We start from the raw sequence: 15,842 nt of genomic DNA, 5'->3' as shown, positions 1-15,842 counted from the left end.
AACGGATTTAACTTCAACCAATCAATCATTGATTCTCAAGGTCGTGTAATTTCTACATGGGCTGACGTAATCAACCGCGCTAACTTAGGTATGGAAGTAATGCACGAGCGCAACGCTCACAACTTCCCTCTAGACTTGGCTGCTGCTGATGTTGCTCCTGTTGCTTTGAGCGCTCCTGCAATCAACGGTTAATAATTAAGGCTTTATTAATGGCTTAATTAAAGAAACGCTCTCCAGACATGGGGAGCGTTTTCTTTTGTGGCGCACCGCCGACTGAAAATACCAAAATAACTGGAACTCCATATTGTTTGTCATGATTGTTTGTCATGTCGGTTTTTTGCCAAAATAAAATTTTACGTAGCAATTCAATATAAAATCTAAAATTTAAAATCGAAATTAGCTCCATGACAAATCTGACTCCTAATTCTAGTTTTAGTGTCACCCTGCGCTTACAAATTCCTAATCGAGTGGGGATGTTAGCATCTGTTACCCAAGCGATCGCCTCCACAGGTGGTAATCTAGGACAAATTGATTTAATTGCACAAAATCGTCAAGAATCTATACGTGATGTTACAGTTGATGCCGCCAGTACGGAACACGCAGAAACCATAGTGCAAGCGGTAAAGGAATTACCAGATATTCAGATAATTGATGTTTATGACCGTACCTTTAATTTACATCGCGGTGGTAAAATCAGTATTGTCAGCAGAATTGCTCTCAAAAGTGTTTCTGATTTAGCAATGGCTTATACTCCTGGGGTCGGTCGGATTTGTAAAGCGATCGCCGAAAATCCAGAGGAAGTATACAATCTAACTATTAAACAGAACACAGTGGCCATCGTTACCGATGGTAGTGCTGTATTAGGTTTGGGGAATTTGGGACCGGAAGCGGCTTTACCGGTCATGGAAGGAAAAGCCATGCTATTTAAAGAATTTGCTGGACTTGATGCTTTTCCCATCTGTTTGGATACTCAAGATGCTGATGAAATTGTCAAAGCTGTGAAAAATATCGCTCCTGTATTTGGTGGTGTGAATTTGGAGGATATTGCTGCACCGCGCTGTTTTGAAATCGAAGCCAGATTACAAGCAGAATTAAATATACCGATTTTTCATGATGATCAACATGGGACAGCAATTGTCACCTTAGCAGCCTTATTAAATTCTCTGAAACTTGTCCAGAAGTCCATTGGAGATGTCCGCATTGTCATTAATGGTGCTGGTGCGGCTGGGGTGGCCATTGCTCGGTTACTCCGCAAAGCAGGTGCAGAAACGATTTTGATGTGCGACTCTAAGGGCATTATTTCTACAAATCGCAGCGATTTAACCCCAGAAAAGCTGGAATTTGCCGTTAAAGCCCAAGGAACTTTAGCTGGTGCAGTGCAAGGAGCGGATGTATTTATTGGTGTCAGTGCGCCGGGAGTTTTGACACCGGAAATGGTCCAAGGAATGAGAAAAGATGCCATCGTCTTTGCTATGGCCAATCCCATACCGGAAATCCAGCCAGAATTAGTCCCTAAAAACGTCGCTGTCATGGCTACGGGAAGAAGTGACTACCCGAACCAAATTAATAACGTCCTGGCGTTTCCAGGGGTGTTTCGTGGAGCTTTAGATTGTCGGGCGAGGAGGATTACTACTAATATGTGTTTAGAAGCGGCTAATGCGATCGCTTCTTTGGTTAATATTTCCGATTTAAACCGCCAACATATTATTCCTTCTGTCTTTGATAAACGAGTTGCTAGTGCGGTTGCTGCTGCGGTGCAACAAGCCGCAAGAGAAGAAGGTATTTGTTCTAATTAGGGTTTACTCAGTAGCCATAAAAGTTGTCTGTGAGGGCAGGGAACTCTTAACAGGGAACAGTTTTAACTGTCTGGATATCCTCAATTTTCCAAATCCGAGAAAGAAAAATGCACCTATTTTGAGACACCATTAGCCAAAACCTTGCACTTTTTTGTGGTAAAAATCCACGAAACCCTTTGTTAATAAATGGTTTTAGCTTTATATGGCTAACGCCACGCTACGCTATCAGCAAGCCCTAATTACAAAAAACAAAAAACAAAATCCCCGACTTATGGAAGAAGTCGGGGATCTGATTTTAATGAACAAAGGTAATTTTATTAACCCAAAGAAACAGTTAAACTCCCAGGTTTAGCTAGATCTCCTGTTAACACCACACCCCGATGATTACTATGTAAATGACGGAGAATTTTGTAAATTGCTTCAATTTCCTCAGTAGCACCGGCAATATCTGCCACTTCAGCAATAGAAAGTGCTTTCTTCTGGGTTTGTAACACTTCTAAAACTCGTTTTTGTAAATCGAGAATCACAGCAGCGGCTTTTTTACCAGCTTCTACACCAGGTTGGTGATAAGCATTGACATTGATCAAACTGGCATACAAACCTACTGCTCTCTCATACAATGCGATTAATGCGCCTACAGTACGGGCATTAACTTGGGGAATAGTGACTGTAATGGAATCGCGGTTATTCTCATACAATGCTTGACGAGTTCCCAACAAGAAACCGGAGAGATAATCACCAGCGGTGACACCGGGATCAACTTCTGGGGATTTTCCTTGACGGTCTTCTAAAACTTCAATCAAGGTAGCAAAGAAATTAGGTACACCTTCCCGTAATTGTTGGACATAGGCGTGTTGGTCTGTTGAACCTTTGTTACCATAAACTGCAAGACCTTGATATACAGTTTTCCCGTCCAAATCCTTTTCCTTACCCAAGGATTCCATAACCAGTTGTTGCAAATAGCGGCTAAATAACAACAAACTGTCCTTGTAGGGGAGAACCACCATATCCTTCTGGCCTTTGCCATTTCCAGAAAAATACCAAGCCAGGGCTAATAAAGCGGCTGGGTTATCCTTGAGATGAGGGACGCGAGTGGCATCATCCATCTCTTTTGCTCCAGATAGCATAGCACGGATATCAATGCCCTGTAATGCCGCAGGTAATAGCCCTACAGCGGACATTTCCGAGGTACGTCCACCCACCCAATCATACATGGAAAATCGGGCTAACCAGTTTTCCGATTTTGCCACTTGGTCTAAATTACTATTTTGTCCAGTAATGGCAACTGCATATTGGCAAAAATCTAATTTTTGGGCTGTATAGGCTTGTTTTACCTCAATCATGCCATTGCGGGGTTCGGGAGTTCCTCCGGATTTGGAAATTACTAACACCAAAGTGGTAGCCAGTTTATTTCCTAATTGGGATAGAACTCTATCAATACCTGCGGGGTCGGAATTGTCAATAAAGTGAATTTGTAGGGGGGGGAAGTCTGGGGAAAGGGCTTCAGCGACAAATTGGGGACCCAAGGCCGAACCACCGATACCGATAGAGATAATATCTGTAAAGCGGCTTTCTTTGGGAGGATGAATTGCACCGGTGTGTACCTGGTCTGCAAAAGCTTCGATTTGTTCTAGAGTTTGAACTATTTCTTGAGTTAGTTCTGGGGTGGGGGCTAAATCTGGATTTCGCAACCAGTAATGACCTACCATGCGGTTTTCATCGGGATTAGCGATCGCACCTTTTTCCAGTTCTAGCATATCCGCAAACGCTTTGTCAAACTTAGGTTTTAATGATGCTACAAAGGCATCATCAAAGCGCATCCGACTAATATCTAAATACAGTCCTAATCCCTCGTGTAAATATAACCAATCTTGGTATCGTTGCCAAAGTGCCTGAGCATTCATAAGAGGGAAATCTCAAATAAAGTGTTGGTCAAACATAAGTTTAATGTATGGTTTTGGTGATCCCTGCTTTGTATTATACAGTTTTTAATAGAAGCACAGATAATGATATTATACTACTGTTAGTCTTAATACTTATTATGGCTCAGAATTTAGTAATTAATGATACACAAAACTTGACAACGGACAATTGACAATTGACAATTGACCACTAACCACCGACCACTGACAAATGACCAGCTAATGATTGAATATCTAATTTTTCTAGCTATTTCTACCGCAACCTTCGCGCTATTTGCGCTAGGACTGAATTTACAATGGGGTTTTACGGGTTTAATTAACTTCGGTCATATTGCTTTTATGACTTTAGGAGCGTATACAACAGTTTTGTTAACTTTTAAAGGTGTACCATTGTTGCTTTCTGCTATAGCTGGAGCAATTGTCGCCGCTTTATTAGGTTTAGTCATAGGTTTTGCGACTCTCCGCTTACGAGAAGATTATCTATCAATTGTTACCATTGGTACAGGGGAATTAATTAGATTAATAGTAAATAATCAGGAATTACCTGTAGGTAAAGATTGGATATCTGGCTCTTTTGGTGTGCAAAGTTATGTCATACCGTTATCAACAACCCCAAATTTGTTTTTCCGGTTGCTGATGATTGCTGTGTTAACTTTATTAACAGGGATCACATTATTTTCTTTGTGGAATTGGGTACGAACTGCTCAAATTTCTGCAAATAATAATCCCATTAGAAACAGCAGCCTTAAACAAGAATTTACTTCCCGATTGATAGTAGGAATTGCTTTAGGACTATTAGCTCTAGCAATTTATATCTCTGGTATAATTGGATTATACAATTATAATCCCAAAGCCGGTTTAATGTTGTTGGCATTGTTAATTTTAGCTTTCATATTTTGGCGGTTAGAAATTTTAGTCCGATCTCCTTGGGGAAGAGTGCTAAAATCTATTCGTGAAGATGAAGAAATTCCCAAAGCATTAGGTAAAAATGTCTTTTCTTATAAACTACAATCATTAATGTTGGGCGGTGCAATTGCTGGTATTGCAGGAGCGTTCTTTGCTTGGCAATTGGGAGCAATTTATCCGGATAATTTTCAACCTCAACTTACCTTTGACGCTTGGATTATGGTAATTTTAGGTGGTGCAGGAAATAATATTGGCACAATTTTAGGTGCGGTTATTTACTTTGCTTATGACTCTTTAACTAGGGAATTTTTACCGAAAATTGTTCCTTTAGATGTAGAAAGAATTGGTGCTTTTCGGGTAATGTTTATTGGTTTGATTTTAATGGTGTTAATGATTTGGCGGCCTCAAGGTATTTTAGGGAAAAAGGAGGAACTTACTCTTGGTAAATAATTAGAAATTTGTGATGTTAAAATAGTTGATACAAGCCGTTTATGGGAGGAATAGCCATGATAGTTGCAACTGCTAACAAGATGACTTTTGAGGAATTTCTTAATTATGACGATGGGACAGATAATTTATATGAATTTGAGAACGGAGAATTAATTCCTATGCCTTTAGAAAGTGAGATAAATCGGCGCATAGCAATGTTTTTAGTTGCCTATTTTCTGCAATTGGGTATTCCCTATTACCGCTTGAGTATGAAAACAGAAATTGCTGTGAATAGTCGGCAGGTGGGGGTGCGTGTTCCTGATTTGACGGTGTTTTCTGAAGAATTAGCTCAAGTGATGCAGGGGGCTACACGCTCGCTGATTTTAATGGATATGCCGCTGCCTTTGTTGGTGGTTGAGGTAGTGAGTCCAAATCAGGAAAATCGTGATTATCGTTATAAGCGTTCTGAGTATGCGGCGCGGGGAATTACTGAGTATTGGATTGTTGATCCAATTGGGCAAAAAGTGACGGTTTTGGAATGGGTAGAGGGTTTTTATGAGGAGCAGGTTTATAGGGGAGATGATATGATTTGTTCGCCTCTATTTAGTGATGTAAAGTTAACTGTGGCTGAGGTTTTACAGGGATGAAATTTGATGAACTGCAACAGTTTTTATTTCATAACAATAATTAAAAACCAACAAAAAACCTAAAAATGAAGTTGAGAAGAAAATCATCATGGTAAATAATATCAAATCACCGGAATTACCGCTATTAGCTGCAACTGGACTCTGTAAAAATTTTGGTGGAATTAAAGCAGTTGAAGAAGCGAATATTGAAGTTATCAAAGGTAGTATTACTGGGTTAATTGGTCCTAATGGTGCTGGTAAAACCACCTTATTTAATTTACTTTCTAATTTTATCCATCCAGATAAAGGTAGAGTCATTTTTGATGGTGAACCTATTCATCAATTACAATCATATCAAATTGCTCAACAAGGATTAGTCAGAACTTTTCAAGTTGCCCGGGTTTTATCAAAATTATCGGTATTAGAAAATATGCTTTTGGGAGCGCAAAAACAAACTGGTGAAAACTTTTGGCAAGTGCAACTGCAACCTCATGTTATTCTTAAAGAAGAAAAACAATTAAAAGAACGGGCTATGTTTTTGTTAGAATCTGTAGGCTTGGAAAAAAAGGCTTCAGACTATGCTGGTGGTTTATCTGGAGGACAAAGAAAACTTTTAGAAATTGGCAGGGCATTAATGACTAATCCTAAGTTAATATTATTAGATGAACCTGCTGCTGGTGTCAATCCTCGATTAATTGATGAAATATGCGATCGCATTATAACATGGAATCGTCAGGAGGGAATGACATTTTTAATTATTGAGCATAATATGGATGTAATTATGTCCTTGTGTGATAGAGTTTGGGTATTAGCAGAAGGAAAAAATTTAGCTGTGGGGAATCCTCAAGAAATCCAAAATAATACCAAAGTTTTAGAAGCATATTTGGGACAATGATATTATATTAGATATGCCTAAGAAAATTAGAGAACTGAAAAATTTATTACTGCAATCCGGTTTTACATATAAACCGGCAAAGGGAAGTCATAGCAAATGGATACATCCAAAATTATCTAAAGCTATTATCATTGCTGGTAAAGATGGTAGTGATGCTAAACAATATTTAGAGAAGCAAGTTAATGAAGCAATAGTAGAATTGAATAAAATAGAAACAGAAGAAAAGGAGGAATCAGAGGAATGAAATATACAATTATTATTCAATGGTCTAAGGAAGATGAATGTTATGTAGTTTCATTACCAGATTTTACAGATGTCATGCAGCCTTGTACTCATGGAGACACTTATGAAGAGGCTTTAAAAAATGCCCAAGAAGTTTTAGAAATGCTGATTTCATCTTATTTAGAAGACGGACAACCAATACCTGAACCGCAAATTTTAGGAAAATCATTAACAGCAGCTTAGTTTTTCATTACGCAGGTGGACTTTATTTGTATAGCTGTGATTTATAATCGCCAAGGCTTTTTATTCCTATAAAAACTAAAACCAGTGAGTAACCGTAACCTACAAGAAACCCATTTAAACCGCGCCCGTGCTAGTCTTAGACAAGCATTATCTTGGTATGGATATCTCCGTAAATCTGGACAACTAGCCGCCAACCCAGAATTAGAAAATTTACTCAAACCGGAAATAGAAGCTTTAAATAACACATTGAGTAAATTAGATGCAAATGTGATTAGAATTGCGGCTTTTGGTTTAGTTAGTCGGGGAAAATCAGCAGTATTAAACTCTTTAATAGGGGAAAAAATTCTGCAAACAGGACCTTTAAATGGTGTGACTCAATGGCCGCGTTCTGTGCGCTGGAAACCGGGGGATAAGGTATTAGTCGAATTAATAGATACCCCTGGTTTAGATGAAATTGCAGGAGAATTAAGGGCGGAAATGGCGCGAAATGTAGCCCGTCAAGCTGATTTAATTTTGTTTGTTGTTTCTGGAGATATTACTAAAACTGAATATCAAGGATTATTGGAATTACGTCAAGCCCAAAAACCCTTAATTTTAGTATTTAATAAAATTGATTTATATCCAGAAATAGATAGAAATGCAATTTACAAAAATCTCCAACAATTAGGGGCAGGAAATTTACAAAATAATCCTTTATTACCAGATGAAATTGTTATGGTAGCCGCCGAACCTGCGCCCATGGAGGTGAGAGTAGAATATCCAAACGGAACTATTAATTATGAATGGGAAACACCACCTCCCCAGGTAGAGGAATTAAAGCAAACAATCTTGAATATATTAAACAGAGAAGGACGATCTCTTTTAGCTTTAAATGCACTAATTCAAGCTAGGGAATCTGAGGAAAATATCGCCCAAAAAACCATTGATATGCGGGAAAAAGAAGCAGAAGATATTATTTGGCGATTTAGTCAATATAAGGCTTTAGTTATTGGTTTAAATCCTATTGCTTTTTTAGATATAATTGGCGGTTTTATTACTGATTTAGCCTTAATTCGTACCTTAGCTAAATTGTATGGTTTACCTATGACTAGTTATGAAGCCAGTAAATTATTAAAAACCATTTTATTTAGTTCCGGTGGTTTATTATTGGGAGAAATCAGCAGTAATTTAATATTAGGTTTAGGTAAAACTACCGCAGCCCTAACTAGTGGTGATAATCCATTTAACATTACCACTTTTACCAGCAGCGCCATTATTCAAGGAGGAATTGCTGGTTATGGTGCTTATACCGTCGGTAAAGCTGCAAAGTTATATCTAGAAAAAGGCTGTACTTGGGGACAGTTGGGCGCTAATACCGTCATTCAGGAGATTTTATCCCAAGTTGATAAAAACACTATTTTGTATCGCTTACAGCAAGAACTGGGCGGTAATTTTGGAGAATTATAAATCTTTTAATTGTAGCGAGGCTAGCTATCTTTTCATAAATCAAATATTATTCCTATATAACTTGAACTTATAACAATGCTATTGTTTAGCTTTCCATCAGTTGGTAAAAAAGTCTTATTCTTAGTTTTTTTAAATCTATTCTTATTTGATGGTATTACAATATGAACGTATAACGTTACATTGTTTATAGATAACGTTACATTATTGATAGTTTTGTTTACAGAAAGACTGCAAACACTGATTACCTTATTGTTTTTTCACAAACTCCTGCATTACTTGTTTAGTAATTTCTTGAATTGCTGCTAAATTTGGTGGTTGGATTTCACTTTCCATTTTTAACCACAAAAGATATTCAATATTTCCCGCAGGTCCAGTTATGGGAGAATAAGTTAAACCTTTATATTTCCAACCTAATTCTAAAGCCTTTTGCATCACTTGAAAAATTGCATCTGCTTGGTCATCAGAATCACGCACAACGCCTTTTTTCCCTATGCGAGACTTCCCAACCTCAAATTGAGGTTTTACCAGCAATACAGCCTCTCTAGAGGGTTGTGTTAATCCCCAGACAGCAGGTAAAATTTTAGTGAGAGAAATAAACGAAACATCCACAACCACCAAATCAGGAAATATAGCATTTTCAGTATATAATTCCTGTGGTTGTAATTGACGTAAATTCGTGCGTTCCCTTAAAATTACCCTTTGATCATTTCTGATTTTCCAGTCAACTTGTCCATAACCGACATCAATTCCATAAACTTGTTTCGCACCAGATTTTAACAAACAATCTGTAAAACCTCCAGTAGAAATTCCCCCATCTAAACAAATTCTTCCCCTCACAGAAATCGCAAATTGTGCTAAAGCTTTAGCCAATTTTTCTCCACCACGGGAAACAAAAAGAGGACGTTCTTTAACTTGAATTTGTGCGGTAATATCAACCTCAGTTCCTACCTTATCAATTATTTGTTGATTTACAGTTACTTCTCCAGCTTGAATAAGTCTTTGTGCTTGTTGACGAGAAGGAGACAATCCCAAATCAACTAATAATGTATCTAATCTTTGTTTAACCAATGTTACCTTCTTTAATGCTTACAAAATCTCCGAATTGCAGATTTTAAGTAGGTGGGCGTTAAAAATTGTCGTTGGGGCAAGGGAACAGGGAACTCTTAACTGGGAACAGGAAGAGAGTTTTGAGTGATTTTACTTTTCTTCACATACCTTTAAATTTTTCTGTTCATCTACTTAGTCATCTTTTAGTCATCTAAAATATTATCTAATTAAAACGACGAATTTTATCATCTGAATTAAAACCTTTATCAACAAAATTCAAAATAATTTTTTTCAGTAACCAATGTAAACCGCAAAGAATGATAAAAGTAAGGGTAATGATAATTAACGGTTGTTTACCAAGAATTTCCTCCACACCTTTTGTAATTATTTCATCTGGTTGAGTGACAAAATCCCAACTATTAAAACGTAAAAATCTTCCCCAATAAATACCGACAGCACAAAGAGCGTGAGTAATTAACTCAACTGGAAAAATCCATTTACTTTTATCAATGCGATGTAAATAATAACCCAGGTTTATTAATGATATCACATAGGCTGCAAAACCGGAGAAAATTACTACAAAATAAACAGGAATTAAGACTAATGTAATCATCCATATTGACTGGACTGTGCGAATATCGTCTATTAAGTGAATAACATCAGTTAATAAATAAGGTGCGTTTGGTAAAAAAGCGTAAAAAGTCAGAGATACTGGCCAACGTAACCAAGAACGACTACGTTTATTGCGAAATAACCAAACACTTAAAGCTAGGGGAATAAAAGCTAAAAATAAATTCCATGTCATCCACCGCATATTCACTTGTAATATATGCAGAACAGTTTTCATTAATTCAATGATTTCTGGTTTCATACAATTTTAATAATAAAAAATAGAATAAATCTGGTCTTTTGTTTAGACAATGTTTCCATATTATATCACTATTTTATGAACTGGTGGTTTTTCAGTATTTTTGTGATCCAGCAGTTAATATTCAAACACCAGGAGACTTTTAATATGGCAATTTTGTTACTTGATCTAACTACAACAGTTTTGGGAAAATTTCCTAATTAACTTAGGTTTTGATTTTAACTCAATTTGCGTTTTTGTGTGCTGAGTAGCCAATTATCAACCCCCTTACTCCACAGCCCCCAACGCCTTCAAAGTTAATATTTCCGCCCGGCTTAACCCCTTCACCCCCTGAATCTTCAACCCTGCATATAACCTATGGTCAAAGGTAGCGATACATTCCCCAGACTGCACATCCCACAGTTTCACCGTATTATCATAACTACCACTAGCCAAGGTCAAACCATCTCCACTCCAGGCTACTGACGTAACCACACTGTTATGACCCTCTAGGGTTCGCACACAGTTCCCAGACTGGACATTCCACAGTTTCACCGTTTTATCATCACTACCACTAGCCAAGGTCTGACCACTCCAGGCTACTGACGTAACCACACTGCTATGACCCTCTAGGGTTCGCACACAGTTCCCAGTCTGTATATTCCACAGTTTCACCGTATTATCAGAACTACCACTAGCCAAGGTCTGACCATCTCCACTCCAGGCTACTGACCTAACCCAATCGCTATGACCCTCTAGGGTTCGCACACAGTTCCCAGTCTGTATATTCCACAGTTTCAAGGTTTTATCATAACTACCACTAGCCAAGGTCAGACCACTCCAGGCTACTGAGTTAATCCAATTACTATGACCCTCTAGGGTTCGCACACAGTTCCCAGTCTGTACATTCCACAGTTTCAAGGTTTTATCGTCACTACCACTGGCTAAGGTCAGACCACTCCAGGCTACTGACCTAACCCAATTGCTATGACCCTCTAGGGTTCGCACACAGTCCCCAGTCTGCACATTCCACAGTTTCACCGTATTATCAGAACTACCACTAGCCAAAGTCAGACCACTCCAGGCTACTGACCTAACCCAATTGCTATGACCCTCTAAGGTTCGCACACAGTCCCCAGTCTGCACATTCCACAGTTTCACCGTATTATCATCACTACCACTAGCCAAGGTCAGACCACTCCAGGCTACTGACCTAATCACACTGCTATGACCCTCTAAGGTTCGCACACAGTCCCCAGTCTGCACATTCCACAGTTTCACCGTATTATCGTCACTACCACTGGCTAAGGTCTGACCATCTCCACTCCAGGCTACTGACCTAACCCAATTGCTATGACCCTCTAGGGTTCGCACACAGTCCCCAGTCTGCACATTCCACAGTTTCACCGTATTATCATAACTACCACTAGCCAAGGTCAGACTACTCCAGGCTACTGAGTTAACCCAATTGCTATGACCCTCTAGGGTTCGCACACAGTTCCCAGACTGGACATCCCACAGTTTCAAGGTTTTATCGTCACTACCACTGGCTAAGATCAGACCATCTCCACTCCAGGCTACTGACCTAACCCAATTGCTATGACCCTCTAGGGTTCGCACACAGTCCCCAGTCTGCACATCCCACAGTTTCACCGTATTATCAGAACTACCACTAGCCAAGGTCAGACTATCTCCACTCCAGGCTACTGACGTAACCCAATTGCTATGACCCTCTAGGGTTCGCACGCAGTACCCAGTCTGCACATCCCACAGTTTCACCGTTTTATCACCACTACCACTGGCTAAGATCAGACCATCTTCACTCCAGGCTACTGACCTAACGCGGCCGCTATGACCCTCTAATGTCATGACACATTCGCCAGTCTGAACATTCCAAAGTTTCACTGTCCTGTCATCACTACCACTAGCCAAGCTCTGACCATCTCTCCTCCAGGCTAATGACCAAACCCAACTACTATGACCTTCTAGGTTTAATAACTCCTGTCCTGTTACAGCATTCCAAATTTGGACTCTACCGTTACTATCTCCTGTAACCAGGTATTTTCCATCTGGACTATAAGCAAGGGAATAAACTGCTCCTAATGCCTTAGCAAAAAAAGTCTCTGTTAAATTTGCCCCCGTCAGGTTGACATTATACAAACTAGCCAAACCAAAATTTACACCAGGTATAACTGTCTCACTCAAATCCTGTTTTTCTAAAGCCAACCGACTCCCTTTGAGTAACAACTGTACCGCATTACTGCCACAATAACCTGCTTCTGCTTCGGTTTTACCTTTGGTGGCTTTGACTTCTGCTAATAACCGTTGATTTGCTGTTGTTGACAACATGGGAAACATTAAATCTAAGACGGCTTTGGCTAACAGAGTTTTCCCAAAAGTTTGACTGAAATCTATTTTTCCTTGGTCGTAGGGAAGAACCTTCACAACTTCCTGAAAATCTGCTGCTAAAATCCCTAATTCTCGTCCCAATTTATAAGACACAAAAAATTCTAATAATGAACGATGAGCAGGATAATAATCACCATCAGCATTTCTAATTAACATGGTTTGCCCCATCATGTCATAATGCCAATGATCTAAATCTTTTTGTTCCTGTACCGTTTCACTAAAATAACTACGAATCAAATCAGGAAATTCTTTATAATTTAAACTCATTTTATCATTTGACAGCATTTCCCAGGATAATTCACACAGGAAATATAATTTATCTGCCATTGAGGTAAAAGTGCGGTCAGCTTTAATATCCCGTTCCATTTTACGCCGCACCGCATAAAGATAAACACGGGAAATATCCACAGGTTTACCAGTTTCAATATCCGGTAATGCTTCCATAATCAAATCAATCATTACCGGACGACGTGCCAAATCTAATAATTTTTCATTATTAATGATAATATCAACGGTTTCTGGTTTGGCTTTAAAATTAAGTACCTGTTTGATTTGTTGATCATCAAATTTTTCTAATTCTAAAACTTCAAATTGGGGTGATTCTCCTGTGAGATTAGAAGTAGATGCTTGTAATTCGGCATTTAACAGGCTGCGTCCTTCCAATGCTTCAGGGAAATGTTCTGTCCGACAGGTTAAAATTGCTTTTGTTCCTGCTGTTCCCACAACTTTTGCTAATTCCCAGAAATTATTAATCATTGCTTGACGGTCTACCCGTGCGGCCATTTCGTCAAAGCCATCAAAAATTAATAATAATTTCCCCATGCGGTTAAGTTGTTCAAAGACAGAATATCCCGATAAACCAATGTTATGTTTACGAAAAAAGAACTCAGAAAATAGAGATTCAATACTCACCGCTTTAGCATAATCTCTTAAAGGAATGACTAAAGGAATTCGCGGAATAGGTAAACCTTCTTTTTTAGCTTGACGATATTTTTCTAAAGCCAACCAAGCATAATGAAAAGCAAACCAAGTTTTACCTGTACCAAATTCTCCTAAAACAGATAAATGTTCTTTTACTGGGTCAGCCAACCATTCATTAATATAACGTTCAATCCAACCATCTGCTTCACCATAATGACTAATTCCTATTCGCTGTTTAGTTTGGGGATTAATTTCTTCTTTGGTACAAGCTAATGGAACATAATATTGATCAATTCCTCTGCTTTTAACTTCGTTTTCTAACCACTTAAAATAAACAGTAAAATTAGCATTCTCTTCAATTAATTCATCAAAGGTATAACAAAGAATTTGTTTATTTTCATCTTTTTCAACTTCGTTTCTAGCTGATTTACTAACTCGACGGGGTGCGACAATCCAACCTTCATCAGTTTTGTAAGTTTCTACGGCTTGTTTTACTGTATTAATATGATGAACTCCTGCTTCTGCTTCGACTCCGTGAATGAAAATCCGGTCATATCCTCGCCGTTTGGGAATATTAATAATCCATTCAAAATAATCTTTTTCTAAGACTTCGTATTGTTCAAATTTATAACCCAGTGTTTCAAGCCATTTTTTTAATTGTTTAGCTAATTCCGTTTCTCTGGGAATTTCCCCAGGTGGTAATAATTGCTGTTGACTTTGGACTAATTGAGCAATAATTTGTTTTTGAATTTCTGGTGAACTAAGTTGGTTAATTTGTTCCCGAATTTGATTTAAACTAGTTTGTAAACTATCTAATTTATGGTCTTGTAAAATTTCCGTTGCTGTTCTGGCTCGTTTGGCAATTTCAATAAATAATCTGGCAAATTCAGTCAATTCTCGCCGATAATCAATTTTTTGCTCTTTGATTTTATCGCCAATATCAGAACTTTGAATAAAATTATCTAATCTTTGAATATTAAAACTTCTCTTTTGACTAAATGCTTCCCTAAATTCTTCTTTAATTTCTGTTTCTTTAAATAATTGTAAAATAACTTTTTGTTTCCCTACACCATACTCAATCAAAGTATAAACATAAACACCATCAAAATCATTTGGTGGTGTATCTGGTTTCAAACCAAATTTATTTAAAAGTCGTAATCTTGTCTCATTACACTGTAAATCATCTAATATTTTGCCTACAGCCTCCCCAACTAATGCTGAAATTACATCATCAATGACCGACATATAAAACTCCGTGTAAAAGTAGGTAGTAGATAGGTTGGGTTAAGTGAAGTTAATGCTAAACCTTGATTCCAAGGGTGTCTGGGTACTCAGAGCGTATTGTGCCAGTAGTAGTCTTTGTTGCTTGTTTACCATGAGTTTTTCTTGAATCATAGTAGCATGAAGGCATCTTACAACAAAATCCTAATCTAGTCAACTATGAAAATCATAAAAAAAATAAACGCACCTTGGCAAAAAGTCAAAGTGCGATGCAGATTTAGTCCGTCTTAGCAGACTTGGTTTGTGTAGCCGCGATTTATAATCGCCAAAATTTAGTTAGATATTAAACATCAATCTCACTCAACTCACGAGTGATATAATCAAAAGGCTCATCCACAAAAGCAGCATTGGTAATACCTGCAACTGCTACTTGTTCCTTAACAAGATCCTTCATAATCTGGATACCTTGCACTGTTGAACCAATGGGTACACCCAAGGAATTGTAAGTTTCCCGTAGTCCTTGTAATACACGCTCGTCAAGTACATTCATATTACCTGCAACTAACGCATAGGTAGCATAGCGCAGATAATAGTCCATATCCCGTAAACAAGCCGCAAAACGACGAGTTGTATAAGCATTACCACCAGGACGAATTAATTCTGGTAACTGTTCAAATAACTTTGCACCAGCTTGTTTAACAATTGCGGCTGCATTAGCATTAATTGCTGCTGCGGCTTGTATTCTGGCTGTTCCACTCTCAAAGTAAGATTTGAGACTATCAATGGCGTTCCGGTCAAAATAACGACCGGTTACGTCATAATTCTTAATTAAAGTTGTAACGGCATCGCGCATTTTTTTCTCCCAATTGTCAACTATTTATGGTTTGATATTAAATTGGCTGCAATTACGCA

Annotated in this window: 13 protein-coding genes and 1 pseudogene; 8 read left to right on the top strand and 6 right to left on the bottom strand. The window is 38.3% G+C overall.

What is annotated here, in order from left to right; all coding sequences use genetic code 11:
* Positions 1 to 192 (top strand): annotated as a pseudogene (locus H6G25_RS17605) (photosystem II q(b) protein); the annotation flags it as partial.
* Between the two features lie 22 nt (positions 193 to 214).
* Here the strand turns inward: H6G25_RS17605 and H6G25_RS17600 are convergent.
* Complete coding sequence (locus tag H6G25_RS17600; protein WP_190393606.1) at positions 215 to 406, bottom strand: hypothetical protein; 192 nt, start codon at positions 404 to 406, stop codon at positions 215 to 217.
* Here H6G25_RS17600 and H6G25_RS17595 point away from each other — a divergent pair.
* Positions 405 to 1,796, top strand: a complete 1,392-nt coding sequence (locus H6G25_RS17595; protein WP_190393605.1) for a malic enzyme-like NAD(P)-binding protein — start codon at positions 405 to 407, stop codon at positions 1,794 to 1,796. The genes H6G25_RS17600 and H6G25_RS17595 overlap by 2 nt on opposite strands.
* A gap of 317 nt (positions 1,797 to 2,113) precedes the next feature.
* On the opposite strand, the gene H6G25_RS17590 is transcribed toward H6G25_RS17595, so the two are convergent.
* The gene (locus H6G25_RS17590) at positions 2,114 to 3,700 is read right to left on the bottom strand and encodes a glucose-6-phosphate isomerase (RefSeq protein WP_190393604.1); all 1,587 of its coding nucleotides are present in this window, start codon (positions 3,698 to 3,700) and stop codon (positions 2,114 to 2,116) included.
* Between the two features lie 240 nt (positions 3,701 to 3,940).
* Here H6G25_RS17590 and H6G25_RS17585 point away from each other — a divergent pair, with 240 nt between their 5' ends.
* The 6 genes from H6G25_RS17585 (at position 3,941) to H6G25_RS17560 (ending at position 8,485) form a co-directional block, all read left to right on the top strand.
* Positions 3,941 to 5,074, top strand: coding sequence for a branched-chain amino acid ABC transporter permease (locus H6G25_RS17585; protein WP_190393603.1), 1,134 nt, complete (start codon positions 3,941 to 3,943; stop codon positions 5,072 to 5,074).
* A 56-nt stretch (positions 5,075 to 5,130) separates the two neighbouring features.
* The gene (locus tag H6G25_RS17580; RefSeq protein WP_028083028.1) at positions 5,131 to 5,700 is read left to right on the top strand and encodes a Uma2 family endonuclease; all 570 of its coding nucleotides are present in this window, start codon (positions 5,131 to 5,133) and stop codon (positions 5,698 to 5,700) included.
* 88 nt (positions 5,701 to 5,788) lie between these two features.
* Complete coding sequence (locus tag H6G25_RS17575) at positions 5,789 to 6,574, top strand: ABC transporter ATP-binding protein (protein ID WP_028083027.1); 786 nt, start codon at positions 5,789 to 5,791, stop codon at positions 6,572 to 6,574.
* A 13-nt stretch (positions 6,575 to 6,587) separates the two neighbouring features.
* Positions 6,588 to 6,818, top strand: a complete 231-nt coding sequence (locus H6G25_RS17570; RefSeq protein ID WP_027402977.1) for a type II toxin-antitoxin system HicA family toxin — start codon at positions 6,588 to 6,590, stop codon at positions 6,816 to 6,818.
* The gene (locus H6G25_RS17565) at positions 6,815 to 7,039 is read left to right on the top strand and encodes a type II toxin-antitoxin system HicB family antitoxin (protein ID WP_137907159.1); all 225 of its coding nucleotides are present in this window, start codon (positions 6,815 to 6,817) and stop codon (positions 7,037 to 7,039) included. The genes H6G25_RS17570 and H6G25_RS17565 overlap by 4 nt, the downstream gene beginning before the upstream one ends.
* Before the next feature lie 84 nt (positions 7,040 to 7,123).
* Positions 7,124 to 8,485, top strand: a complete 1,362-nt coding sequence (locus H6G25_RS17560; RefSeq protein WP_190393602.1) for a DUF697 domain-containing protein — start codon at positions 7,124 to 7,126, stop codon at positions 8,483 to 8,485.
* A 246-nt stretch (positions 8,486 to 8,731) separates the two neighbouring features.
* On the opposite strand, the gene H6G25_RS17555 is transcribed toward H6G25_RS17560, so the two are convergent.
* The 4 genes from H6G25_RS17555 to apcB form a co-directional block, all read right to left on the bottom strand.
* Positions 8,732 to 9,553, bottom strand: a complete 822-nt coding sequence (locus H6G25_RS17555) for a TlyA family RNA methyltransferase (protein ID WP_190393601.1) — start codon at positions 9,551 to 9,553, stop codon at positions 8,732 to 8,734.
* Between the two features lie 202 nt (positions 9,554 to 9,755).
* Positions 9,756 to 10,403 carry a DUF1361 domain-containing protein gene (locus tag H6G25_RS17550; RefSeq protein ID WP_190393600.1) on the bottom strand — a complete coding sequence of 216 codons (648 nt, stop codon included), beginning with the start codon at positions 10,401 to 10,403 and terminating at the stop codon, positions 9,756 to 9,758.
* 264 nt (positions 10,404 to 10,667) lie between these two features.
* Positions 10,668 to 14,954, bottom strand: a complete 4,287-nt coding sequence (locus H6G25_RS17545) for a hypothetical protein (RefSeq protein ID WP_190393599.1) — start codon at positions 14,952 to 14,954, stop codon at positions 10,668 to 10,670.
* Between the two features lie 319 nt (positions 14,955 to 15,273).
* Positions 15,274 to 15,783 (bottom strand): allophycocyanin subunit beta, encoded by a 510-nt coding sequence (gene apcB / locus H6G25_RS17540; protein WP_028091669.1) that lies wholly within the window; start codon positions 15,781 to 15,783, stop codon positions 15,274 to 15,276.
* Positions 15,784 to 15,842: the final 59 nt, after the last annotated feature.

It is taken from the genome of Dolichospermum sp. FACHB-1091 (assembly GCF_014697585.1).
Classification (GTDB): Bacteria; Cyanobacteriota; Cyanobacteriia; order Cyanobacteriales; family Nostocaceae; genus Dolichospermum.
This window is presented reverse-complemented; position numbering and strand designations above follow the sequence as displayed.

Coding starts and splice junctions, on each gene's coding strand:
- H6G25_RS17595 (WP_190393605.1), top strand. CDS start 405: ATGACAAATCTGACTCCTAATTCTAGTTTTAGTGTCACCCTGCGCTTA.
- H6G25_RS17600 (WP_190393606.1), bottom strand. CDS start 406: ATGGAGCTAATTTCGATTTTAAATTTTAGATTTTATATTGAATTGCTA.
- H6G25_RS17590 (WP_190393604.1), bottom strand. CDS start 3,700: ATGAATGCTCAGGCACTTTGGCAACGATACCAAGATTGGTTATATTTA.
- H6G25_RS17585 (WP_190393603.1), top strand. CDS start 3,941: ATGATTGAATATCTAATTTTTCTAGCTATTTCTACCGCAACCTTCGCG.
- H6G25_RS17580 (WP_028083028.1), top strand. CDS start 5,131: ATGATAGTTGCAACTGCTAACAAGATGACTTTTGAGGAATTTCTTAAT.
- H6G25_RS17575 (WP_028083027.1), top strand. CDS start 5,789: ATGGTAAATAATATCAAATCACCGGAATTACCGCTATTAGCTGCAACT.
- H6G25_RS17570 (WP_027402977.1), top strand. CDS start 6,588: ATGCCTAAGAAAATTAGAGAACTGAAAAATTTATTACTGCAATCCGGT.
- H6G25_RS17565 (WP_137907159.1), top strand. CDS start 6,815: ATGAAATATACAATTATTATTCAATGGTCTAAGGAAGATGAATGTTAT.
- H6G25_RS17550 (WP_190393600.1), bottom strand. CDS start 10,403: ATGAAACCAGAAATCATTGAATTAATGAAAACTGTTCTGCATATATTA.
- H6G25_RS17545 (WP_190393599.1), bottom strand. CDS start 14,954: ATGTCGGTCATTGATGATGTAATTTCAGCATTAGTTGGGGAGGCTGTA.
- apcB (WP_028091669.1), bottom strand. CDS start 15,783: ATGCGCGATGCCGTTACAACTTTAATTAAGAATTATGACGTAACCGGT.